Below are 22905 nucleotides of genomic sequence, written 5' to 3'. Positions count from 1 at the left end.
TTCGCTCATACTTACAGGAAAGAGACATTTTGAAGGGAATGAAGTATATATGGATTACAAGATCATCTCAACATTAGATGAGCAGCAAATCATAGAGCTCTACGAACTATACCAACAAGAATGGTGGACAAATACCAGAAAGCTTGAAGATATAATTGTAATGCTTGAACACACGGATATCCTCATTGGAATATGTGACAACATTACTAATAGACTTATTGGTTTTATACGTGTACTTTCCGATTTTGTCTATAAAGCTTTAATATTTGATGTTATTATTCATGAAGAGTATCAAGGAAACGGCTTGGGGCGAGTACTGCTAGATCAAGTAACGACACACCCTAAACTTCAGTCTGTACAACACCTTGAACTATATTGTAAGTCTGACAAAATATCTTTGTATGAAAAATGGGGCTTTACCAATGAAATTGGTGATATCCAATTGATGAGAAAAACCGGCAAATAGGATATCTTCACTTTCGATAACGGATTGCAATCGAGACGGCTAACTAAAAAATCGCCTTGTCCCTATTCAACAAAGGGCAAGGCGATTATTCTTTTGCTTCTTCATAGCCTGCTCGACCTCTTCACGCTTGCCCTCTTCACGCTTGGCCTCTTCAGATTAAAAACAAATTTTCTCTGGGACCAAAAACTAAATGAAAATAGGGTAGCCTCGGTAAAAATCTTGGCCAGGACGACCGGCATTCCAATGACCTCATGGTATGCATAAATAATTTCATAGTTAACCAGCATGATCACTATAGCCAGTACAGCGTATCTTGGCAGGGATTTATTGACGGGGGAAGATCTCTGCCTGGAAAATACATAGGCATTGTTCAAGGAATAATTAACGGCGGCGCTGCCAAGGCGGGCCACTGCCACCGACAAGAGTAAATTGGCCGTCAGTATTTGCAAAATGGCAAGCAAGACAAAATCGAGCACTGCGGATACGATTGAGGACATGCTGAATTTAATAATCGGCCAATAGATTCGGACCGAATCCCGAAGCGGCTGAAAATGAGACGACTTGTTGTCGTTCAAATATACCGTGTTGATATTCACTTCGCGCAGACCGTAACCGCAAGGGCCAGCTTCCAGCAGCATATTCATCTCATATTCGAATCTTTTGCCGGGAATATCGCATAACCATTTGAGCATATCGGCAGAATAACCCCGAAGTCCTGTTTGGGTATCATAAATCTTCAGACCGCTTACAAAAGAAAACACCATTCTTGTTACACTATTACCAAATCGGCTTCGAAACGGTACTTGTCCGATGAACCGCCGAATGCCCAGAACAACGCAGCCCCTGTGATTCTTTACGGCTTCAGCAACTCTAATGATATCCGCGGGCAGATGCTGGCCGTCGCAATCGGCACAGATCACACCCTCCTGCTCTCCGATATGCTGAATATAGCGAAATCCCGTCTTAAGAGCCTGTCCCTTGCCTTCATTTACTTGATGGGTCAATAAGACGCAGCCCATTCTAACCGCCGCATCAAATAGGCTGCGATACGCATCGCCGCTGCCGTCATCAACCAGTACGATCCGGTAATCACACTTCTTCTTTAAATCCCGAATCAGTTTAATTAACCTCAGATCCGGCTCATAGGCCGGGATTAATATGATCATAAGTATTCACATCCTAAGATGAATTATCTTCTTATTTGACATAGATAAAATGAACTTGAAATTTTTACATTTAGGTGTCGATCGTAACTTCGAGGAATGTTTGGACTTCCGGCCGCTGTTGTCTCCAGATTTCTTAATCTATACCGCTCTTTGCGGATGAAATCCGGAGACAAAGGCGGTCGCTATCGCTCCTACAGTTCCAAACTTCCCCTTCGTTACTCCTTTCCTTTATGTCATTTTTCATGTTCATCTTACATAGATAATGTCGCTTATTCTGCGTTCCTGGCCTTTTCCGAGCGGATTATTGACCACCCTGCCCATAAAGTACATGGTTGATGAACCTCCTCCGTCAAGGTTATAGGCCTCCACCGCACCAAGGTCCGCGAAAACCTGTGCAAACTCCGCAAGGGTCATTCCCCTGCTGTAATTTTCCATCCTTCCGTCTACAACAACGAACACGTAGTGACCGGGTTCAATCATTCCAATGCCGGTTCTGGGGTGCGATCCTTGAATCGAATGGTTGCCGAAGTTCGTATCCACTTCCATATGACCAAAGTTCGTTAAGAGCGTTCCATCTCTGACCAGCACCGGCCCAAAGGAAAAGGTATTGGTCACTCCCTCAGCAAGCAGCTGCTCCGCCGAACTGCCCTTTTCATCAAAAATCTTCATGCTTCCGTCTCTAAAAAACGCCGCCGCTGTGCGTGCGGGATTATTTCTGTATAAGGTTCCATTCCTTATTAAAATGCCGTCACCCCGAAATCCGTAATAATCGCCATTAATGGCTAACACGGCGTCATGATCCCGGGCAATTTTTGACGTCGTTTCCACAATGTTTCGTCCCACTTTATTTTCCGCAAAGGCGGAATACACCATGGAAGAATCACCCAGTCTCACATCTGCCACAAAATAAGTGATTTTGTCCGCGCCGGTTCCTTTTACAATTTCATCGATGCTTATCTGCACGCTGTCGCTTTTATAATTCCAATCATCATATTCGACAGTTCCGGACGGCTGCTCCGTTATCGTACTTGGTGTGCTGTCTCTTGCCGTGGCCTCAACTCTGTCAATCAAATACCGGTAAGCCAGCTGATACAAGATTGCTGCTATGATCAAGAGAACCGCCGCAGTGATGATCGTTACTTTTTTCCATCTCTTTTTCCTGATCGCATTCGCCCACTTCAAGTTAAAATCCCCCGTCTGCTTCGGCATACATGGATAAAACAATGTTCAGGTTGCCGTTTCTGCACCTCAGTTCATCCAGAAATTCTTTCTGACTGATCTGTTTATCCATGGAAACGGTGTAGACAAGCTGATACAGGCTGCCCAAATCCATCGTTCTGACCTTAATCAGCTCATGCTCTATCGTAAATTTGGAGAACAGATCATTGAAAGCCCCCTCATAGTTCAAATCCTCGGGAATGGTAATTTTCAGCAGCTTCCGGGGAGTCTTGGCGGCCCCAAACTTGAAATAATGAAGAATCACCATTAGCAGGCAGAGGAACAGGGTAAAAAGCACCGCATATCCATAAGTGCCGACGCCGCAAGCCAGGCCGGTAGCCATCGTAAATAACACATAAGCGATATCCTTCGAATCTCCCGGTGCGCTTCTGAACCTGATAATGGAGAAGGCTCCCGCCAAACTGAAAGCACGCGCGATATTGTTGCCGATCAAAAGGATGATGATAGCTACAACGGTGGGTACGATAACAAGAGTGAGCGCAAAATTCTGGGAATATCCGTTTCTATTGCAGGTTTTCATATATGTAAGGCTGATCAGTCCCCCCAGAACAAAGGACACCGCAAGGGTCAAAACCGCATGCATTATAGATACTGATGAGCCAGCTGCGGCTGAGCCGAATAAGCTGCCTGATATGGAGTCAAACATTCGATTCGTTCTCCCTTCTCTCTTCTGTTGTCTGCCAGCATTCGTTCATATTCACTGCCGTATTTAGAAAAACGCGTCCTGAAGACCTTATATTCCGACAGCAATTTGGACAGCCATAGCGGAACATTTCTTTCTGTCTTTACCTCCATAAGCCATTGATTTCTCTCCAATAGAGCTTCTCCATGGTCGCCGTCTTCAAGCTTCAATTCGGATCTTCTTGTCCTTATATTGGTATCGAAAGTGATTCTTAGCCCGCGGTCTTCTTTGCCAAAAAAGGCTTGTCTTTCATAAGCGATATACAGCTTGGGCTCAAGATCATATAGCTGTAAACTATAGGCTATTTCATTGATGACCTGCTTGTTCATATAGGACTTCAGCTCGGGTCTTATTCCTGAAGCGATGAAATCATAGGCTTCGTCAAGCGTGATTTGTGTTCTCCTCTTGTTAACCAAGCCGCATACCTTTTTCTTAATCTCCAAAAATACTTTCTCCTCTCCCTTTGGCACGCCATAGGCCCTGATGCGAAATTTTTGCTTATATTGAGGTCTGGATAAGGAATGCCTTATTAATTGATTGTCCCCGGTGTCATAATAGAGATTCGTTATATGATAAAATCCATTCATTCGGTTAAACTCCGTTAGCTCCATATACTGCCGAAGCTTATGCTCAATTTGTTCATACAGCGCTTGATCGATTAAGAACTTGCCTTCATATCTGTTAAAAACCTCAATAGCCATGATAGCCTCTCCTTCACAACAAAATTCCCTCTCATACCGGTAAGCATAGATTGATTGATTTGATTCTAAGGGTAGAACCTTTAACAAATCTTAAATAGAGAGCTTTATGTACGAGCGGTCATTTAAGATTGTTTTAAGGTTTGCTGTGATATAATCAGGGATATCAGCCCATTCGGAGATCGAGGTCATGTGCGGTGAGGATACTATTTGTAGAAGATGAGCTTCATTTAACGGAGGCTTTGACGCAAATTCTTAAAAAGAATAATTATACTGTGGATGCCGTTCATGACGGAGAGTCCGGACTTGATTATGCGCTGAGCAATATTTATGACTTGATCATATTGGATATTATGCTGCCTAAAATGGACGGTATTAACATACTGAAAAATATAAGAAAAGAAGGTCTTTCAACCCCGGTGATCCTGCTTACAGCCAAGGGTGAAATTTCAGATAAAGTAATTGGCCTGGACAGCGGGGCCGACGATTATTTGGCAAAGCCTTTTGCAACGGAGGAGCTTCTGGCAAGAATTAGAGCGATGTCCAGACGGAAATGGGAGGTTCTGGAGGATAACAGCTTAAAGTTTGGAGATATTGAATTAAATCCTTCCAACCTTAAACTATCCAGGGGTGGCAAAGAGGTAAAATTAATCTTAAAGGAAAACGATCTTCTGGCACTCTTCATCAATCGCAAGAACGCGGTAACACCCAAAGAACTTATTATTGAAAAGCTCTGGGGCATTGATTCCAACGCGGAATATAACAATGTCGAGGTCTATGTTTCCTTTTTAAGAAAGAAACTTGCATTTTTACATTCGGCGGTAATCATCAGCACCGTGCGCGGTGTAGGATACATTTTGGAATATCAGCCAGCCAAGTAACCATGTTCTCCATGGATAACAATATAAAGAGGGTATAGGATGTTTAAACAGCTCAGAAACAAATTTCTCCTTCTTAATCTGGTTATCATTTCAGTCATGATGCTGATTGCTTTTACCTCCATATATTTCATAACATCTAACGCCGTCCAGAAAGACATTGATATGGAGCTGTACAAGATATCGAAGTCGAAGCAAAAAACAATCAGCAATCTGATGAGTAACCAGCCTGATCCCGATGCTTCCCAGCATTCGTTTGATTTGGATGCCGAAGATCCTTCGCATGAGACTTCCTTTTCGTTTGCTTTACTAATGGATCGCACGGGCTCAATTACCCCCTTCTCACATTATGATCTGGGCGAAGAATTCTATAATTCGGCTATGAATGCCGCACTGTCCAGACATTCCGATAAGGGCAAATTCAAGCTGGATGACGACTGTTGGGCCTTTGTGATGCAGCCCTTTCAGGATGGCCGGGTAGTCATTTTCCTGGAAATAACGAAGCAGGAATACATCCTGACACAGCTTATCTATACCTTTATTCTTGTCGCAATGGTAATGCTGATCATCATCTACCTTATAAGCAAATTCTTCGCGAACAAATCCATTAAGCCTATTAAAGAAGCCTTCGATAAGCAAAAGCAGTTCATTACCGATGCGTCGCATGAGCTCAAGACTCCGCTTACCGTTATCAATACGAATGTGGATGTATTATTAGCCAACAGCGATGATCACATAAACGAACATTCGAAATGGCTCCATTATATAAAGACGGAGGTCGAAAGAATGACCCATTTAACCAATGACCTCCTCTATCTGACGCAGATGGACTATTCAGAGGCAAAAGTGATTTTTTCCAACTTTAATTTCAGTGAAACTCTGGAAAATGTCGTCTTGACCATGGAAGCCGTGAGTTTTGAAAATAACATCTCATTGTCTTATGATATTGAGCCCGGCTTGACGGTTTACGGCAATAGTGAACAGATCAGAGAGGTCATTATGATTCTGCTGGATAATGCTTTGAAATATACCAACCCTAGAGGAACCGTTGATGTAACGCTGAAGAAAATCCATAATACGGTTATTTTGATTGTAACCAACAGCGGGGAGGGCATCACGAAAGAGCATATCGATAAGATCTTTGACCGGTTCTATCGTTCAGATCAATCCAGATCAAGGGCCGGCGGAGGATATGGGCTCGGATTGGCGATTGCCAAGACGATCCTGGAGCATCATGGCGGGAAGATCTCCGTCAAAAGTGTTTTGAATGAAAGGACGTCCTTTACGGTTGAACTGCCGCTGTCCGCTGAGCATTTCCCCCACTAGGTGAAGCCTTAACTTCGAACTTTTAATCAAAAATCCGCTCTCCTCGGATATGTACACCGGGTGGAAAGCGGATTTTTCTTTTTTCGGAATCTTATACTCTGACCCGCATAATTTAAGTTTATTTCAAGCTCATTGTTGTACAGTAAGGACAGGCCAGATTTCAATCGGAAAGGAATTTGAATGTGAAAAAATCGGTGAAAGCCATACTGTTGTCGTTAGTACTGATACCTGCTGTTACCTCCTGTACCCTAGGCAAAACCGATGGGGATGGTATTAGCTTTACCAGATCGACCAGTCCAACCAGCTCTATAGGCGCAGCCAGTTCGACCGCCCCTGCCGGCTCGGCGAATCCGGCAAATGCGGCAAGTAATGGAACAACCATTGCTTTAGGCGATCCAATTAACGTCAGCGGCACTGGTGCGGCAGTAGATGACAGCACGGTTAACATTACAGCCGGAGGAAATTACATTCTAAGCGGCAGCCTGACTGATGGGCAGGTGAACATCAATACCAAGGAAAGAGTCAACCTGATACTAAGTGGCATAAGCATCACCAATTCTTCCGGGCCGGCCCTGCTTGTAACGGATGCCAAGGAAGTGACGATTACACTAACGCCAGGCACAACGAACTCGCTGTCCGATGACGGCAGCACGGATGAGAACGATGCGGCTTTGTTCACCAACGACACATTGGTCATTAACGGTGAAGGCGCTCTGGTGGTAACCGGAAGTAACAATGAAGGAATTTCCAGCGATGATGACATCATTGTCAATGGCGGTTCAATCAAAGTAACCGCTCCGGATGACGGCATAAATGCTCATGATGATATAACCATCAACGGAGGCTATGTCAATGTCATTGCCGATGGCGACGGCATTGATTCCAATGGAACAGTCAACATCAATGGCGGTACCGTAATCTCCCAAGGCAGTGCGGTTATGGGAGACGGCGGTATTGATGCCGCAGGCTCCTTTGCCATCACTGGCGGTACAGTGATTGCCAGCGGGAACAGCCTGGCAGCACCCGATAGCGATTCCACACAAGCCTCATTGTTTGTAAAGACTGGCTCCACCTGGGACGCAGGCACACTCCTCCACATCGAACAGTCTGGCAGTGAAATTGTCACCTTTGCCCCGGCCCAAAGCTATCGCACCCTGTTCTACAGCTCCAATCAGCTAGATCTAGGTACGGACTATCAAGTATTTATCGGCGGCAGCTCCAGCGGCAATGCTACAGATGGCCTTTACAGCGGAGGAACTTACAGAGCAGCCGGCACAACCGGCATCTCCATTACGCCTGCGATCACCCCCGAAGGTACAGGCCGCCTGAATCCTTAATATTGGCCGCAGCCCGTAATCCGAAAAAGTAATAGCCGATCTAAAATCCTCCGCCAGCACTCAAATTACCAAAAAACCTACCCTCCTTCTTTGATGTGCTGACGGATTCACATAAAAGTCATGCAGTTCACCCTGACGTTCAGGCAGTCGAGATATTCTCGACTGCCTGAACTTTTTAATAAATAGGGCTTAAAAGAATCCCATGCTGAACCTCAACATAGCAAAAAGGGGTGCTCCCGGCAGCCATTCACATGGCTGTGGGACACCCCCGAATAGAAATGAGCTTTGAGATTAACCCAGTTGGGCAATAACCGCCTTGGTTACGGCTAATGTTGACTGCGGATTCTGTCCTGTAATCAGGTTGCCGTCCACCTCAAAATGAGAAGTCCAGTTCGGGGCGGCCACATAGATTGCACCCAAATCGCGGAGCTTGCTTTCGAGCAGGAAAGGAAGATGTTTATCCAGCGTCGTTTGCGCCTCTTCCCGGTCTGTAAAGGCATTAACACGTTTGCCGGCTACAAGCGGTTGACCGTTCGACAGTGTAGCACCAACTAGCCCGGCCGGTCCGTGGCACACGGCAGCTACAATCTTGTTCCCTTCATAGAAATCACGCAGCAGCTTGTGAAGGGTTTCGCTTTTTGGAAGATCATACATCGTTCCATGACCGCCCGGCAAGAAAATAGCATCGAAGCCTTCATCGGATACTTCATCAAGCTTTACCGTGTTTTCCAAATATTTTTCCGCATCCAAAATTTCCTGCGGGGTATTGGCATCTACACTGCCGGGATCGACAGGAGCTTTTCCTCCAAGTGGGCTTGCCACCAAAAGCTCATAGCCTTGTTTCGTAAATTCAATATAGGCTTCGGCAAATTCAGACAGCCAAATACCAGTCGATTTGCTCTCATGAACTTCCGTATGGTTAGTTACAACGATCAACACTTTTTTTGCCATTTGTATTGCCTCCAATATTAATATTTTGCTACCCCCTCATTCTAGTTCCGATTTTGATATAAAACAAATTATAAAATTATAGATTATCCATAAATATATTTATACATTTTCACGTATTACCGTCATCATCTCATGGATTTGAGGCAGATGCTTATGTTTCAGCTTATAGGCGAGATACAACTCATTTTTCACTTTTAAATCCTCACAAATAACTTTGGTTTTTTCATTTGCCGAATTTCTTAATAGATATGTAGGGATCACACTTAGGCCCGCACCGTTTTCGATAGCCTTTAGAATTAGATGTAAATCAGGAATGATATGGATAGGTCTGATTTGAGGACGCTTCTTAAAATGCTCTCTCCAAATTCTCCTGATTATCGGTAACTCCAGACCATAGCTTATCCAATTTTGCGAAGAGAGCCATCGTTCCAATGACTCCAGGTAGTCTGTATCCGGTATTTCACAATCACTGGGAGCAACAATAACAAATTCTTCATCCATCAATTTCAGATACTCAATGCCTTGTGCTTGATACCTTTTTGACGTAATGATGAGATCTAACTTATCCTCTTTCAGTAGTTCTACCAACTGATCGGCCGTTCCCAAATTTGTAATGGTGCTCATATTGAATTTATGCAGCTGAGGGAGTATTTTTTCAGTGTAAAACTCGTGTGCAGCCCCAATCTTTATGACCGTAAGCGTAGGTAAAGAAGCCGCTCTGAAACTCATCGTGGTCTCCTCCAGAGACTCGATAAGCGGAGCCAACTGTGAATATAACTCCTTCCCCCGTTCGGTTGGAAACATTTTCCTCGAAGTCCTGACGAATAAAACTTCACCAACCTCAGCTTCCAGGGAAGCTAAGTGCTGGCTCATTGCCGGTTGTGTCATTATCCGCGCCTTTGCAGCTTCGGACACAGAGTTGTGCTTATATATCATACAAAAGCTTCTGTACCACTCAAAATCAACCATATGGAAATCCCCCTTCTGCTAAATTGACTGACTTGCCTCCAAACAGAAATAGACCGCCCTCTCGTAAAGGTTAACGGTCTATTTCCTGACTGATATTTCAAAATCCGCCGGCTTTAAATGCGGCTACCAGCGAAGGTGTCGTGTCAGCGCACGTCTCCTGCTCCACTCACATCCCGTTACAGTTCTTCCATTCCAAGATTGAACTGCCATTGCACACCAAACTTGTCCGACAGACTCCCGTAAGCTTTGCTCCAAAAAGTTTCTTGAAGCTCCATGCCCACTTTACCGCCCTCTTTAAGTTTATCAAAAGCGGATTGCAGGGCGTCCTTGTCGTCGGTCACAATGGCCAGGCTAATATTGTTGCCTACCGTAAAAGGCATACCTGGAAAAGTATCGGAAAACATCACATTGCTTCCAAAAATAATAAGCCGGGTGTGCATGATCAGGCTTTTCGCTTCCTCCGGGAGCGGATATTCCGGGTTGGGCGGCGCTTGCCCAAAAGTCATTAATTTGGGTTCTTCCGTTCCAAAGACCTGTGCGTAAAACTCTACAGCTTCACGACAATTGCCATTAAAATTCAAATATGCGTCGACAGCCATGCGCAATCTCCTTTATTTTGAATTTGATATTTCTATAATACATCATGTCTTTATTAGCAATCAATCATACCAGCCTACGCCATTGACATTATAAGAAAACCGCAGAATGCCGCATTGTCATATTGCAGCGAAGCATCCACTTCTTGCTTGATCAAGTTGATTTGATCCCGGTAAGCCTTATAGAATTCATATGTCGGATTCGAACGGTACTCAAGACCTTCCAATTGAAAGTACGCGATAATCCCTTTCGCGGTGGTGGGTTTGACGAATACCTCCACACTTGGCCTGTAGTAGATGGGACAGACCGTTAAAATCGGCCATTTCGCCACCTTGTATTCGCCAAGCAAATCCGACATTTGTTCAAAGCCGCGCTCCTGATCGCCATACAGGAATTCCTTCAGCCCATGGGATAAACGTTCTTTTTCATTATCGTCCATTGCGTTTAATGCATCTCGAAACTTGGGCTTTTCAAATAGCGATACCAATGAGGATTGACCGACAATTTTGCTCATGGAATCAACAATATTGCTCGAGCTTTCGAATTGCTCAATGGCGAAGCTGTCCTGCGCCAACTTTTTCATTTTTTCCACTTTGTGCTTTTTGGCAATTTCAAGCATCAGAGGATCCGAGAAGCCACCAGGATATTGCATAAAAAATCTTTCTTCAGCTTCTTTAAGCTTAGCTCTGTTCATAGCTTTATCTACTCCATTTCACCGCAGCAGTATACCTACATCTGTTCATTAACGGTAGTTATGCTCCTCGATGTACCCGAAGCTTACTCTATTGTCTGTTACAATTACCTTATCCAGTTCTATTCTGAACATCGTCATCATGCTGGGATCTCCAGGCATCTCTTTCATATACGGATATTTGTCTATAAGCAACCCCGTACCTTTTTGTAATTCTTCCGGTGTTTGAATTTGGTACGCCTTTCCCGCGCCTCTAACGAATACTAATTGTGCCAGTTCTTCCATCGAATTAGCATCCTTGTCTACCGTGATATGTACATTGTTATTGTTCTGTAGTTCTTTTACCTTATTAGCAGAGTTAAAAGACATGAAGTACAAAACAGACTCATCCTGCTGATCTGCCGCAAAATTTACCGGTCTTACCTTCGGAAAACCGCTTTCGTCAATCGTGGCAAGTCTCATCAATCCGTGACTGTCAAAAACATTTTTCACTTCTCGATTGATATCCATGCTTACAACTCCTTATACTTTAGTAAGATTTAGCAGAATCCCCTCGAACAAAACACACAGATTTGGCCCACTATGACAGTATACCGGACCTCCTCTATTCATCTTAAAGTATAACCGAACACCAGTTCTGTTTCAAGTGGGATATAGGAAAAAATTGCTGCATTAAGAAAGAAACGAAATGAATTTCGTTGTGTTGCTCGCCGAAATTTCCTCATCAATTCCCGCTAGCACGAAAATAAAAATCCTCATTGGAAGCTTACTGGGATTGGGGATGCCAGTAGGACTGCCGCGATAAATAGGATCTGCAGCAAAGTCCGGACAAGCAGGTTGGGTACAGGCTTGCCGTCAATCGTCAATTTGTTTCGAGCCGCATATACATTTGCAGGGAACATCGCTATCAGTAGAAGCGTCAAGCAAACCGAAGCAGCAAGGGAAGTACGGGGGAGCATAATACCGATTGCCCCGGCTATTTCCAGGAATCCCGTTGCCGTTACGATCCATTCGCTCCCCGCGAAGAAAGGAGGAACCATCCGAATCAAGTCAGGACGCCTTTTTCCCCAGTGAGCTGAAGCAGTGAGCAGAAACATGACAGCCACGGCCCCTTGAAGTGATGTGTGCCAATTATCGAAAAAAGACAGCCCCAACAATCCGAGCAACCGGAACAATAAAAAAGATGAAACAAGCGCAATAAGTGGTGCCATATCGATCCCTCCTTGTTACATCATTGGTCTTTTAGAATGCTGACCATATAGGCTGATAGATCTTGAGCAGTAGTAGAAGTGTTCTTGATGGGAAAGGAAGAACGGACGCGCAACCCCAACGAGAGCAGAACGAACATTTCCGCCGTCTTGTCCGGATCAACCGATTCTTGAATAACCCCATGCTGCTGGCCGCTCACGATCCATTGCTTAGATAAATATACAGATCGCTCATAATATTTCTTTAGCACTTCCGCGATAACAGGTTCATCTTCCTTGCCTAGCAAGTACATCAGAACCTTGTTTGTCACATCATGTGCATCTTCCAATGCCTCAAGATTACGCGAGATTACTTGCATCGGCCCGTCAAAGGTTATCGGGGCTTGTATCACTTCGTTCATGAAATGTTTGTTGATTTCTTCAAGCCGGTCTTGCAGCACCCAGGCAAAAATTTCGTCTTTACTTTTCACATAATGGAAGATCGCCCCCTTAGATAATTCTGATTTTTCCATAATATCCTTCATTGTGATACTGTGGCAGCCTCTATCCCGCAATAGCTCCTTAGTTGCATTAAGCAGTTGCCCTATTGTTTGTTCTCTGCGCTCCTCTTGCTTCAATGTGATTCCTCCATAATCGTTTAAGAATCCCATCAGATATCAGTCGTAACTACGAGGAATGTTTGAACTTCCGCCGCTGCCCATCTTCAGGTTTCTTGATTTAAACTGCTCTTCGCGGATGAAATCCGGAGACTATGCTTTCGAAGCTAGCTTTCCGGAGGAAAGCTTTCGGGCGGTTGCTATCGCTCCTACAGTTCCAAACTTCCCCTTCGCTACTCCTTATCCTGATGTCATTTTTCAAATTCATCTTATATAATAACCTCATTATATAAACCGACCATCGGTTTGTAAATATCATTCTTTTCGGGGCGATTCCGGGAGGATAGGTGATACTGTCTGAATTGTAAAATAACGCAACCCTTACCAGGCTGCGTTGATGTTTAATTTCCGAAGAAATCGTTATGGTGTTCGTAAGTATAGGAGACATCTCCGAAGGAAACGCCTGGTATAATAGAATGAAATCAACAACACAGCAGCCAGGCATAACCCAAAAGGGAGGCTGAGAGATTCCGGCACAGATAACCCGGGATAGATGGTCATGCCGATTCCCCCAATCCCAAAGGTACGTAGAAACCCTGCAATGACAGCAGTCACTGAGCAAATCAGACTTCCTGCAAACCACACGCTAAGAATAGGGATGCAAAACAATCCGATCAGCCCTTTATAGATATATTTCAACGAGCTCCCTCCTACTCTTCCAGCAGTACGGCGTTTTCGACATTCGAACCCGGATCGGTTTGAAGACTTTTACTATAACGGACCTCCTGGATCAGCCTGGTCCGATTATGATCTCTTCTCCACAAACGAGCTTCGCCTCTGTCTGGTACAGTGTAACGGTAACCCCCTGCACCGAACCTAATATCAATCGATTCCGCGGCCATCAGGCTTTCTATCCGCACAGCTCCCTCGGCCTGAAAACTTTTTGCTGCAGCTTTTTGCGAAACGGATAAATAACCTAATGAAGTCACCCGGCCGGCTTGAAGGCAGTGAACCCGCAAGCTTCCCAGATTCTCCACCTGCATGGCCTGGCAATGGTTTCGGATCGAACAATCCCCGAGCACTTTCAACTTAGATGTGATCATACTGCCCAGCACGCGCAAATAACCGACGACCTCCACGGAGTTCCTACGCACACCTTCCCTTTTGGTAAGCGAACCTTTTACTTTCAGAGGTGTTCCGTTTAATGCATCCAGAATATCCTGATCATGCTGCACCGTACCACTCTCCCTTCGCACAGATTTATTTTAATAATTAAAATATATATCAACTATAAATTATATTCAATAAAATAAATTAGTTTCCTCAGCAAAAAAGTACTGACACCGGTGAGTTTGGTGTGCAGTACTTTCAATTGTATTCCATATTAGCGGTGCAGCTTAATGCGCGATTTCTGCCATCAGGTGATATATTTTTTCTAGTGTCTCGGAGATTTTCGTAAGTTCCGAAGCCTCAAAATCGCTGAACAGATCAAGAATCCGTTGTTCGCCTTGTTCCGTGAGCACGATCGTGACGACCCGGCGATCTTCCCTTGTCCGCATTCTTTGCAGAAGACCGAGATCCTCCAGCTTGTCACACATCGAAGAAGCGGCTCCGGGCGTAACGGCAAACCATTCGGCTACATCCGTAATCGTCAGGCTTCCCGAAAGACGAAGCTGAATAAGCAGCATAATCTGGTTTTGGGTCAGCGAACCTGGCTTAATGATCCGTTCAATGAAAGCTTGCGACTTTTGTTGAACACCGGCCATCTGATTCATAACGTTGTGAATGGCTTCTTCCCGGTCTTTGATGCTCATGACAACACTCCATTTAATTTAGTACTTAAAATATATAGAAATTATAATTATATTGTCAATTCTCTCGAAAATGCCATCTAGAATGATGTTGAGTTTTCGGATTTATATCATAAAATATGACAATTGAATGGTATCATATATATTAATTCGACAAGCTTCAAAGAGTACACAATTAAAATTCTTACAGAAACAGGAGGACCAATCATGGATTTGAAATTGACCGATAAGGTAGCCGTAGTATCTGGAGCAAGCAAAGGAATCGGACTGGCCATTGTGAAAAGATTCGCCGAGGAAGGCGCAAAAGTAATCGCAATCAGCCGTTCGCTTACAGAAGAGCTGGATCTGCTCATCCAAAATCATCAAGTCAAGCATTTAGCGATAGATGTTAATACCGCGCGCGATACAGATGAACTCTCTCAGAAGCTGGTTGAGGCCTTCGGCAGGATTGACATTTTAATTAACAATGTTGGAGCAATTGATCAGCGGAGAGGCCAAGGTTTTCTGGCAACACCTAGCGAAGAATGGGAACAGCTCTATAACTTGAACTTATTTAGTGTCGTTCGTCTTACGCAAGCAGCCTTGCCCCACATTATTGAGCAGAATTCCGGCTCCATTGTCAACATCTCTTCGATCAACGCACAAATGCCTGAATTGCTGCTGCCTATATACGGCACAACCAAAGCAGCTCTGAACAATCTAACCAAAATGCTGGCCGGGGAATTTGGTCCGCGCCAAATTAGAGTAAATTCCATCTCGCCAGGCCCAGTGGTAACACCACTGTGGAATCATTCGGAAAGCGGACTTGCTAAATCGGTTGGCGCAGCTGCGGGAATGACTTCAGAAGACATTATGGAAAAGCTTCCCGCCATGGCCGGCATCACCTTAGGACGATTTGCCCAACCGGAAGACATCGCGAACCTGACTGTTTTCCTTGCATCCGAGCAGGCTTCCATGATTACAGGATCGGATTATGTCATTGACGGTAATTTGCTAAAAACAATCTAAGGTAAAGTAGAATAATCTCAAGCGGCGATCTGCTGCCGGTACTAGTCTGGCGACAGATCGCCAAGTTTTTTCTGGAACGGTCTTTGTTGTAATCAACCAGTATTTCGAACCAAACGTTCGGCGTCCTCCAGATTCTCAGTCTTCTCTTAGCCAAGTTATTCACTCATTTTTCGATTAATACCGGGCGGACTTCTGTATCCTTGACAAATATCGTGACATTCAGTAAATTGATTTTAGTTAAGCACTTAACTATATAAGGATGTGAGCTGTATGAAGGACCTGCAAAATTACGTGCTTGATTTACCGCTCCATAACCAGGTTTTCTTCGCACTGGTGGAAACAACGGCAAAGTTAGTCGATGTTTCAGAAAAATACTGGCAAGCCCAAGGGTTGAATGGAGCCAGAATACGGATTTTGGTTGAACTTATGAAGGAAGGTGGTACCCTACTTCCCTCGAAGCTCGCACAAAAAATCGGTGTAACCAAATCGAATATTAGTCTACTGCTCAGTCCTTTGGAGAATGAAGGATTTATTCGCCGGGATCACCATCCCAAGGACGGCCGAAAATCGGTCATTACGATTACAAGCGAAGGCCAAAGTCTTTTACTGCAGCACTTACCCGAGAATCGGCAACAGATTGCGAAAAAAATGCAAGTGCTAAATGAGCAGGAATTGAATCAACTTCTTGCCTTACTCCACAAATTAAAAAGGGCGTAATGTTGCTTTTCGCCTATTTAGTTAAGCCCTTAACTAAAATCTCTCATCAGAAAGGTTGAATTTCAGTGTCTATTGTTATAACAGGAGCCAGTGGGAAGTTAGGAAATTTGATTATAGATCAGCTTCTTCAACACGTTCCAGCCAACCGAATCGTTGCTTGTGTTCGCCGTGTTGAGACCGGGAAACACTTTGAGGAACGGGGAATTTCAGTTCGTATTTGCGACTACGACCAGCCTGACTCCCTTGAGCAAGCATTTGCAGGAGCATCCCGGTTGCTATTGATTTCAAGCCCGCATCACGATGATACCATTCGTTTACGCCAACATGCCCAGGTCATAGAATCGGCAAAAAGATCGAAAGTTGGCCATTTTTTATATACGAGTTTCGCCTTTCCTGAAAATGGTACAGCCCCCCTTTCTCATCTGCACTTAGCTACTGAACATGGGATTCGTACAACCGGAATTCCTTATACTTTTCTTCGTAATGGCTTGTTTATGGATTTTGTAGGAACGCTCGATCTCAACGCCGCAATTGCTAACGGTAAACTCAACGTTTACCCGGGAGATTGGAAATTCAACTCCGTTACCCGACTTGATCTCGCCACAGCCATTGCAGCAGTTCTTTCCGGACATGGCCATGAAAATAAAATCTATGAGCTCACCGCCCCGGCCGCATGGACCTTCAGAGAGCTGGCTGCGGCCCTATCCGATCTTGCAGGCAAACCGATTTCCTTGTGTCAAGACTCCCAGATTCAAAATTGGATTTACAGTTTTTTAAGCCAAATCGATACTTCCTCAACCTCGGGCGATCTGAAGCAGCTATTGGGCCGCCCGGTATCTACGCTGAAAGAGAGCATCAAACCTTTTATCGCAATCTAAAGTAATCGAACCCTGACCGAATCGCTGCCAGCGATTCGGTCAGGCCAATGGTCAGGGGCACTGCCCCACTTCTTCATTAATTCACGCTGATAATAGCACTTACCCTTCGCTCCGCTTTCAAACCCGCCTTATGACTTCCCAAGTCCATCATAAACAGCTTCGCATAGATCTGTCGTAAACTGGCCCGACATTCCTTCCAGGGCAGTATTGGTAAACGCCACGACGCTTATTTGCTTGACAGGATCAACGAACCAGGAATGACCATAAGTCCCACCCATGCGCCAAGTTCCCGGCGATTCGGAAGTTTGAGCGGCCGCCGGATCTTTCAGCACGGTAAACCCCAGCCCGAATCCACGCCCTGGCCAGAAGGCCATTGGAAGATCGCCAATCTGGTTGGTAGTCATTTCTCTAACCAGGCTCTCCGGTAATAGAGGCGCTCCGCCTTTTCGCAACGTTTCCAACAGCCGCATAAAGTCGCCCGCACTGCCAACCATGCCAGCGCCTCCTGACGGATATGCCGTATCATCAAGCGCCCTGCCGGGAGCGAGCCGGAAACCCGAAGTACCCTCTATAAATGGAATTTGGTCAAAATCAAGCAATCGACGCGGCTCGGGAAGATCGTTCGCATAGGCCGCAGAAAGCCTTGAGGGATCGACCGCAATAAACGCGGTATCCTTCATGCCAAGCGGCTCGGTCACCAGAGTACGTACCGCTTCGTTTAGCGTGGTATCGGCAGATCTGGCGATGACTGCACCCAGTACATCCGTTGCAATGGAATACTTCCACTGGGTACCCGGCATATAGAGGAGCGGTGCGGAAGCAATACGGCGCATATTTTCTTCCAATGAAATGCCAGCTTGATCCATACCGTCCGATACTCCGGCATTCTCGTATGAATCATGTTCCTTCTGGAAGAAACGATAGGTCAGCCCTGCCGTGTGAGTCAACAAATGCCGGATGGTAATAGCAGCAAATTCACCGCCTGGCAAACGGGGGCGAAACTCGGGCAGCCATTTGTCCACACGGTCGTCCAACTTCAGGCGTCCTTGTGATACTAGCACCAGGGCAGCTGTTGAAACGATCGGTTTGGATACGGAAGCAAGGCGGAATAACGTATTTTCCTGCATGAACCGGTTTTGTTCGCGGTCCGCATATCCGGCAGCGCGGCTATAACATGGCGTTCCGTTAAGCGTAACTTGGACAACAGTACCAACCAACCTTTTTTCGGCAAGTGTACGGTCAATGACTTCATCAATACGTGCTTGTAAATCTTCGCTCTCTCTCTTTTCCAGATCATATCTGCTCAATGGCAGCCACCCTTTCTAATGTTTCTGTATAATTAAATCAAATCGTTTATTTTACATATCACAATCAATACATTATGATGATTATACAAAGTAATAAAACAAATTCTCTTTGAAATACCTTTAATTTAAAGGAGGCGCATGCAGAGTGGATCATGTAGACAAACAAATCCTCTTCCATCTTCAAAATCAGGCAAGAATTTCAATGACAGAGCTGGGTAAAAGCGTGGGTCTATCCCAACCTGCTGTAACGGAAAGAGTAAGACGAATGGAAGAAAAAGGCGTTATCGAAGAGTATCGCACCATCATCAATCCTGAGAAAATTGGAAAGCACGCAGCAGCCTATATGTTGTTTCGGACTAGAGACTGCTATGCCTTTCTTGATTTCGTCCGTTCATCTCCCCATGTTGCCGAGTGCCACCGCATAAGCGGAGAACACAATTATTTATTAAAAGTAATGACCGACTCTACAAGCGCTCTCGAAGAGTTTGGCAATCAGTGCGATAAGTATGGAACCTATACGATCCTGATTGTCATGTCTTCACCGATCGATCATAAATTTCTCATTCATTCTCTCGAAGAGGCATAAGGAAATCCGTGTTCTTTCGCCCGCCACACAACGAGCAGTGCAAGGAGAAGCAGCGTAAACAAAGCCCACGGAAAGGATCTAACGCCTAGGGTTTCGAGTAAAACAGCGCCAATTAACCCGCCCGCGCCGATGGCCAGATTCCATGCTGTCACCAACATCGATTGAGCCACATCCGCACTATCGCCAGCGGCTTCAGCTATTGCCGTCTGCAGCAGTGTTGCCGCTCCGCCGAACGCAAGCCCCCAGACAGGCACCACTAAATATATCACAGCGGGCTGACTGCTTATGCCGAGCAGAAGGGATGCTACTGCGAAAGCCGCGAGGCTGATCATTACCAATAAACGCTGCATACGATCAATCCATAGTCCGGTTAGCCAGATCCCAATAACCGAGGCAATACCGAAAATAAGCAGCATCATGTCAACGCGACCACCGAGACCGGCCTGGGCAAGGTAAGGTGCAATATAAGTGTACAAAATGTTATGTGACAGCACCCAGGCCAGGACAACAAACAATATGGGCCGCACCCCCGGCAAGATGATGACTTTACGGAGGGGGAGTCTCTTGGCAGCGGCCTGTCCGGGGAAGTCCGGCATCTTCCAGAGTACCCAGGCAACGAGCAGCACCGCCAGCAGGGACATGATTGCAAAAATGGAGCGCCAGCCAACAAGAACGCCGAGAAATGTTCCGGCTGGAACACCAAGCGCCAGTGCGAGCGGCGTGCCGACCATTGCCACCGCCACGGCCCGGCCTTTAAGGACATCCGGCACCATACGCCGAGCATAGCCTGCTGTCATCCCCCACAAGACACCTGCAGATACACCAGCCAAGAAACGGGCAACCAGCGTCAGCGTGTAGCTAGTGGATAGTGCTGTAACGCTGTTAAACAAGAGAAAACCAATAATGCACAGCAACAGCAGCGGCCTCCTTCTCCACCCTCGTGTTGCAGTTGTTAAAGGAATTGCGGCGAGCAGGGAGCCAGCAGCATACAACGTGACGAGTTGACCCGCGATAGCCTCCGAGACGCCAAGCCCCTCGCCGATCTGGGGAAGCAAACCGGCTGGAAGTGTCTCTGTGAGGATGCAAATAAATCCGGCCATCGCAAGGGCTAGTAATCCTGCCCATGGAAGACGCTCAGAAGTAGCAGCGCTCGGGGCACTTTGCGTGGCTGAAGTCAGATTAGGACTCAATATCAAACACCTCCTGGTTACTGTTTCTGTGGATTCATGATTCCACTGCCAAGCGAGCAATCGCTTAAGTGAGTTCAGTTTACAGAATTATTTCGTTATTTTACATACATTAATCAAGGAATATGAACGCCGTTAGCCACTGTATTATACTTAAGAATAAGGATTTTCCTTTAATTTTAATCTCTGATATTTCACACTCCTTAGACAGGGTCAAAAGGCTTTGTATAAAACAAAAAGACCTCCGCATTCGGAAGGTCTTTAAAATCATTGTGGTGGAGTCTGGGGTGAGTGTATTTAATGGACATCTCAATTCTCCCTCTTGACCAAATTTGTCGCGTCCCTATTATGCCTACCAAAGATCTGGAAATAAGCAGCATGAATACATTGGTCTGCTTCTGCCCGTAATTCTTTTCAGCTGCCGTCCTTAGAAAGTGGCTGAACAACCAAAGTGTCCAGCCGCTTCTCATGAATGGAGCTAGGAGGATCCCCCCTGACCTCATTAGACTCTAGCGTGGCAGTGAGCGACACTATCCTTAAATAAATTCAAATTAAGTTCCGTAGCCCTTATTGGTCTGTTACATATTCTGTTTAGGTACCTAAATTACTTCAATACATGCTTGGAAATTCTGTTTTCTTCCCAATAGTAAACTACAACACTATTATTTCGATAATCCAAAATATATCCTTCGACACCAAGCTTGAATTCGTTAATCGTAGAGAGTGTCTCAGGGTCCAAAACATATTGTTGGTTTAGAAGATCAACAAAGAGTTTGCCGTCAGCTGTTATATAGGCACTGGGCAGTGAATCTCCCTCCAGCATGGTGAAATCCGACAAGATACGTTCACTGACCAATCCTTTCTGATTAAAATAGCTCAATTTTTTTGATTTATAATTAAATACCATATAGCCTGATCCTGCCTGAAAAGCAAATCCAAGCTGCTCAATTGACCTGCCCCAAATCACTTTTCCGCTTGGTGATAAGGCAATCAGTTTTGTTGTTTTGGGTTTGGGAGTTACCGAGAAAATAATTGTTCCGTCCGACAATGCAAAAGTTGTATAGAAGTTAACATATGCGCCTTTTGGAAATGTGTACTGAAATGCTCGCCGTAAGGATGAACTAAACACTTCAACTTTCTGGCTTTCTTTTTCTTTAGTAGGCACTTCTACAACAAGCTGTGTCTTCGTCACAGTCCTAAGCTTGCCGGCAATTACTTTATTAAATCTTTGTTTCCCATTTTTATCGAAACCGATAAACTGAACAGATTCGGAACCAATTTTCGTAGACTTCTCAGCAGCTATGATTAAGGTGCCATCCGACAATAGATGTAATTTACCATTATATAGGATGTCAGATGACAGCTTTTTACTCCACTTTTCTTTTCCTTCAGGGCTTACCGAATAGAGCAGATGTTCTGAAGAAAAGTATGCATAAACTGTACCATCCGGTGCATATACAAAAGGATCTTCCGTACTCGGCCATCCATAACCCGGTTTGGCAAAGGAGAATACCCATTTTATTTTCCCTGTAACCGGGTCAACTGCGCGCAGTGTGTCGGGTGACCAAACTTTGGTCTCGGAGGCCCGTTCTTCTCCTATATGAATATAAAGCGTATCTCTTCCCGGTACAAAAAAAATATCTTTTCTAGCCGGTATGTAATCCGCATTTGGTTTCTGCGACCACACAGGTTGCGGCAATGATTTATAGCTTTCAGCCATGGTCAATTCAGCAGCATTGGCAAATAAAAGTGTAGCAATAATTAAACTTATCACAGATCTCCTCATAATCTAAATCCTCCATAATCCCGTATGATAAACTGAACCATTAGGTAATGATAGACAAGTTGATGTTACTAATCTTATTGTGCTTCATATATATTTGCTGGCAGCTTATACAACCTGCTTATTTTTCCATCTCTTCAACTTATCATCCAGCGATAACCCATTAATCAATTTAATATTCAATCGATCCGCAGCCTCTTTCGCCGCCTTCGTAAAATTGCTCGTCGTCACGATCCAAGCATCGTAGCAGCCATGAACTTGCTTGCCAGCCTTAAGGCGCAGCACAATGTCATTCCCGACATCCTGTTTCCAGCGTTTGCACTGAACGGCAATTTTATATCCTTCTTTACCTTTCAAGATCAAATCCACCTCGTGGTCGCCGGAACCGCCGACTCGCAGCACACTATAACCTTGATCTATGTAATACATTTCCATCAGCCGCTCGAAATCGGTACCAGACAATGTTCGGACATCTGCATTAAGTATCTGTGCATTCGTTAACTTTTTATTGCTTGACTTGGTCGATGTGCTGCGAACGTCAGCTTTGGCCCTAGCAAGACCTTGACCAGTTCTACTAGGCCCTGTGTTCTTTCTGGCTTTCTTAGCCTGTCGCCGTTTGCGGGTCCATATGCCACCGAATATTTCTCCCAGCACCACTGAGCTGATCAGAATTCCGAAGAAATATCCCCAATGCAGACCGGGTATGCTAAAGTAAATCGCCAAACCTCCGAGCATAAAAAGTACCCTAACCACATACGCTACCTGCCTGCCTTCTGCATAGTACGTTTTAGCCATAGGCATTACCCCTCCGCTGTAAATTTGTA

General features: G+C 45.1%; 25 protein-coding genes. 8 read left to right on the top strand and 17 right to left on the bottom strand.

What is annotated here, in order from left to right:
• Positions 1-49 precede the first annotated feature (49 nt).
• A complete protein-coding gene (locus KP014_RS12615) occupies positions 50-466 on the top strand; it encodes a GNAT family N-acetyltransferase (protein ID WP_036596385.1) in 417 nt (138 codons plus the stop codon).
• A gap of 101 nt (positions 467-567) precedes the next feature.
• Here the strand turns inward: KP014_RS12615 and KP014_RS12610 are convergent, their stop codons facing one another.
• From KP014_RS12610 to KP014_RS12595, 4 genes are all read right to left on the bottom strand, one after another.
• Entirely contained in the window at positions 568-1632 is a 1065-nt protein-coding gene (locus tag KP014_RS12610) for a bifunctional glycosyltransferase family 2/GtrA family protein (RefSeq protein WP_036596387.1), read from the bottom strand.
• Between the two features lie 246 nt (positions 1633-1878).
• The gene (locus KP014_RS12605) at positions 1879-2814 is read right to left on the bottom strand and encodes a phosphodiester glycosidase family protein (RefSeq protein WP_246590711.1); all 936 of its coding nucleotides are present in this window, start codon (positions 2812-2814) and stop codon (positions 1879-1881) included.
• A 1-nt stretch (position 2815) separates the two neighbouring features.
• Positions 2816-3505, bottom strand: coding sequence for a DUF4956 domain-containing protein (locus KP014_RS12600; RefSeq protein WP_216700512.1), 690 nt, complete (start codon positions 3503-3505; stop codon positions 2816-2818).
• Positions 3454-4254 carry a polyphosphate polymerase domain-containing protein gene (locus KP014_RS12595; RefSeq protein WP_036596392.1) on the bottom strand — a complete coding sequence of 267 codons (801 nt, stop codon included), beginning with the start codon at positions 4252-4254 and terminating at the stop codon, positions 3454-3456. Before KP014_RS12595 ends, KP014_RS12600 begins: the two co-directional genes overlap by 52 nt.
• Before the next feature lie 194 nt (positions 4255-4448).
• Between KP014_RS12595 and KP014_RS12590 the strand changes: the two genes are divergently transcribed.
• The 3 genes from KP014_RS12590 (at position 4449) to KP014_RS12580 (ending at position 7792) form a co-directional block, all read left to right on the top strand.
• On the top strand, positions 4449-5132 hold the full coding sequence (locus KP014_RS12590; protein ID WP_036596394.1) for a response regulator transcription factor: 684 nt from the start codon (positions 4449-4451) through the stop codon (positions 5130-5132).
• Between the two features lie 39 nt (positions 5133-5171).
• Complete coding sequence (locus tag KP014_RS12585; RefSeq protein WP_036596396.1) at positions 5172-6455, top strand: sensor histidine kinase; 1284 nt, start codon at positions 5172-5174, stop codon at positions 6453-6455.
• Positions 6456-6664: 209 nt separating this feature from the next.
• The gene (locus KP014_RS12580) at positions 6665-7792 is read left to right on the top strand and encodes a carbohydrate-binding domain-containing protein (RefSeq protein WP_216700498.1); all 1128 of its coding nucleotides are present in this window, start codon (positions 6665-6667) and stop codon (positions 7790-7792) included.
• Positions 7793-8083: 291 nt separating this feature from the next.
• Here the strand turns inward: KP014_RS12580 and KP014_RS12575 are convergent, their stop codons facing one another.
• The 9 genes from KP014_RS12575 to KP014_RS12535 form a co-directional block, all read right to left on the bottom strand.
• Positions 8084-8743, bottom strand: a complete 660-nt coding sequence (locus KP014_RS12575; protein WP_036596403.1) for a type 1 glutamine amidotransferase domain-containing protein — start codon at positions 8741-8743, stop codon at positions 8084-8086.
• A gap of 99 nt (positions 8744-8842) precedes the next feature.
• Positions 8843-9712, bottom strand: coding sequence for a LysR family transcriptional regulator (locus KP014_RS12570; RefSeq protein WP_036596406.1), 870 nt, complete (start codon positions 9710-9712; stop codon positions 8843-8845).
• 176 nt (positions 9713-9888) lie between these two features.
• Positions 9889-10311, bottom strand: a complete 423-nt coding sequence (locus KP014_RS12565) for a VOC family protein (protein ID WP_036596408.1) — start codon at positions 10309-10311, stop codon at positions 9889-9891.
• A 74-nt stretch (positions 10312-10385) separates the two neighbouring features.
• Positions 10386-11003, bottom strand: a complete 618-nt coding sequence (locus tag KP014_RS12560; RefSeq protein ID WP_036596411.1) for a hypothetical protein — start codon at positions 11001-11003, stop codon at positions 10386-10388.
• Positions 11004-11051: 48 nt separating this feature from the next.
• A complete protein-coding gene (locus KP014_RS12555) occupies positions 11052-11510 on the bottom strand; it encodes a pyridoxamine 5'-phosphate oxidase family protein (RefSeq protein WP_036596413.1) in 459 nt (152 codons plus the stop codon).
• Positions 11511-11755: 245 nt separating this feature from the next.
• Positions 11756-12211 carry a DoxX family protein gene (locus tag KP014_RS12550; protein ID WP_036596414.1) on the bottom strand — a complete coding sequence of 152 codons (456 nt, stop codon included), beginning with the start codon at positions 12209-12211 and terminating at the stop codon, positions 11756-11758.
• Positions 12212-12231: 20 nt separating this feature from the next.
• On the bottom strand, positions 12232-12825 hold the full coding sequence (locus KP014_RS12545) for a TetR/AcrR family transcriptional regulator (protein WP_036596417.1): 594 nt from the start codon (positions 12823-12825) through the stop codon (positions 12232-12234).
• 689 nt (positions 12826-13514) lie between these two features.
• A complete protein-coding gene (locus KP014_RS12540; protein ID WP_036596419.1) occupies positions 13515-14039 on the bottom strand; it encodes a hypothetical protein in 525 nt (174 codons plus the stop codon).
• Between the two features lie 162 nt (positions 14040-14201).
• Positions 14202-14618 (bottom strand): MarR family winged helix-turn-helix transcriptional regulator, encoded by a 417-nt coding sequence (locus KP014_RS12535; RefSeq protein ID WP_051500179.1) that lies wholly within the window; start codon positions 14616-14618, stop codon positions 14202-14204.
• A gap of 204 nt (positions 14619-14822) precedes the next feature.
• On the opposite strand from KP014_RS12535, the gene KP014_RS12530 reads away from it, so the two are divergent.
• From KP014_RS12530 to KP014_RS12520, 3 genes are all read left to right on the top strand, one after another.
• Positions 14823-15623, top strand: coding sequence for an SDR family NAD(P)-dependent oxidoreductase (locus KP014_RS12530; protein WP_036596421.1), 801 nt, complete (start codon positions 14823-14825; stop codon positions 15621-15623).
• 270 nt (positions 15624-15893) lie between these two features.
• Entirely contained in the window at positions 15894-16340 is a 447-nt protein-coding gene (locus tag KP014_RS12525; RefSeq protein WP_036596423.1) for a MarR family winged helix-turn-helix transcriptional regulator, read from the top strand.
• A gap of 65 nt (positions 16341-16405) precedes the next feature.
• Entirely contained in the window at positions 16406-17218 is an 813-nt protein-coding gene (locus KP014_RS12520; RefSeq protein WP_036596425.1) for an SDR family oxidoreductase, read from the top strand.
• A 128-nt stretch (positions 17219-17346) separates the two neighbouring features.
• On the opposite strand, the gene KP014_RS12515 is transcribed toward KP014_RS12520, so the two are convergent.
• Positions 17347-18525: a serine hydrolase domain-containing protein gene (locus KP014_RS12515; protein ID WP_246590710.1), complete on the bottom strand. Its 1179-nt coding sequence runs from the start codon at positions 18523-18525 to the stop codon at positions 17347-17349.
• A 145-nt stretch (positions 18526-18670) separates the two neighbouring features.
• Between KP014_RS12515 and KP014_RS12510 the strand changes: the two genes are divergently transcribed.
• Positions 18671-19111 carry an Lrp/AsnC family transcriptional regulator gene (locus tag KP014_RS12510; protein WP_036596427.1) on the top strand — a complete coding sequence of 147 codons (441 nt, stop codon included), beginning with the start codon at positions 18671-18673 and terminating at the stop codon, positions 19109-19111.
• Here the strand turns inward: KP014_RS12510 and KP014_RS12505 are convergent.
• The 3 genes from KP014_RS12505 to KP014_RS12495 all read right to left on the bottom strand — a co-directional run bounded on the left by KP014_RS12505 (position 19090) and on the right by KP014_RS12495 (position 22876).
• Entirely contained in the window at positions 19090-20301 is a 1212-nt protein-coding gene (locus KP014_RS12505; protein WP_036596429.1) for an MFS transporter, read from the bottom strand. The genes KP014_RS12510 and KP014_RS12505 overlap by 22 nt on opposite strands.
• Positions 20302-20902: 601 nt before the next feature.
• Entirely contained in the window at positions 20903-22084 is a 1182-nt protein-coding gene (locus KP014_RS12500) for an outer membrane protein assembly factor BamB family protein (RefSeq protein ID WP_090834109.1), read from the bottom strand.
• Positions 22085-22189: 105 nt separating this feature from the next.
• Positions 22190-22876 (bottom strand): restriction endonuclease, encoded by a 687-nt coding sequence (locus KP014_RS12495; RefSeq protein ID WP_036596436.1) that lies wholly within the window; start codon positions 22874-22876, stop codon positions 22190-22192.
• Positions 22877-22905: the final 29 nt, after the last annotated feature.

Source organism: Paenibacillus sophorae, from assembly GCF_018966525.1.
Taxonomy (GTDB): Bacteria; Bacillota; Bacilli; order Paenibacillales; family Paenibacillaceae; genus Paenibacillus_AQ; species Paenibacillus_AQ sophorae.
Note: the sequence above shows the minus strand (reverse complement) of the source record. Positions and strands in the feature narration are given on the sequence as shown.

Coding starts and splice junctions, on each gene's coding strand:
- KP014_RS12530 (WP_036596421.1), top strand. CDS start 14,823: ATGGATTTGAAATTGACCGATAAGGTAGCCGTAGTATCTGGAGCAAGC.
- KP014_RS12565 (WP_036596408.1), bottom strand. CDS start 10,311: ATGGCTGTCGACGCATATTTGAATTTTAATGGCAATTGTCGTGAAGCT.
- KP014_RS12585 (WP_036596396.1), top strand. CDS start 5,172: ATGTTTAAACAGCTCAGAAACAAATTTCTCCTTCTTAATCTGGTTATC.
- KP014_RS12610 (WP_036596387.1), bottom strand. CDS start 1,632: ATGATCATATTAATCCCGGCCTATGAGCCGGATCTGAGGTTAATTAAA.
- KP014_RS12535 (WP_051500179.1), bottom strand. CDS start 14,618: ATGAGCATCAAAGACCGGGAAGAAGCCATTCACAACGTTATGAATCAG.
- KP014_RS12495 (WP_036596436.1), bottom strand. CDS start 22,876: ATGGCTAAAACGTACTATGCAGAAGGCAGGCAGGTAGCGTATGTGGTT.
- KP014_RS12575 (WP_036596403.1), bottom strand. CDS start 8,743: ATGGCAAAAAAAGTGTTGATCGTTGTAACTAACCATACGGAAGTTCAT.
- KP014_RS12595 (WP_036596392.1), bottom strand. CDS start 4,254: ATGGCTATTGAGGTTTTTAACAGATATGAAGGCAAGTTCTTAATCGAT.
- KP014_RS12525 (WP_036596423.1), top strand. CDS start 15,894: ATGAAGGACCTGCAAAATTACGTGCTTGATTTACCGCTCCATAACCAG.
- KP014_RS12550 (WP_036596414.1), bottom strand. CDS start 12,211: ATGGCACCACTTATTGCGCTTGTTTCATCTTTTTTATTGTTCCGGTTG.
- KP014_RS12500 (WP_090834109.1), bottom strand. CDS start 22,084: ATGAGGAGATCTGTGATAAGTTTAATTATTGCTACACTTTTATTTGCC.
- KP014_RS12560 (WP_036596411.1), bottom strand. CDS start 11,003: ATGAACAGAGCTAAGCTTAAAGAAGCTGAAGAAAGATTTTTTATGCAA.
- KP014_RS12570 (WP_036596406.1), bottom strand. CDS start 9,712: ATGGTTGATTTTGAGTGGTACAGAAGCTTTTGTATGATATATAAGCAC.
- KP014_RS12615 (WP_036596385.1), top strand. CDS start 50: ATGGATTACAAGATCATCTCAACATTAGATGAGCAGCAAATCATAGAG.
- KP014_RS12555 (WP_036596413.1), bottom strand. CDS start 11,510: ATGGATATCAATCGAGAAGTGAAAAATGTTTTTGACAGTCACGGATTG.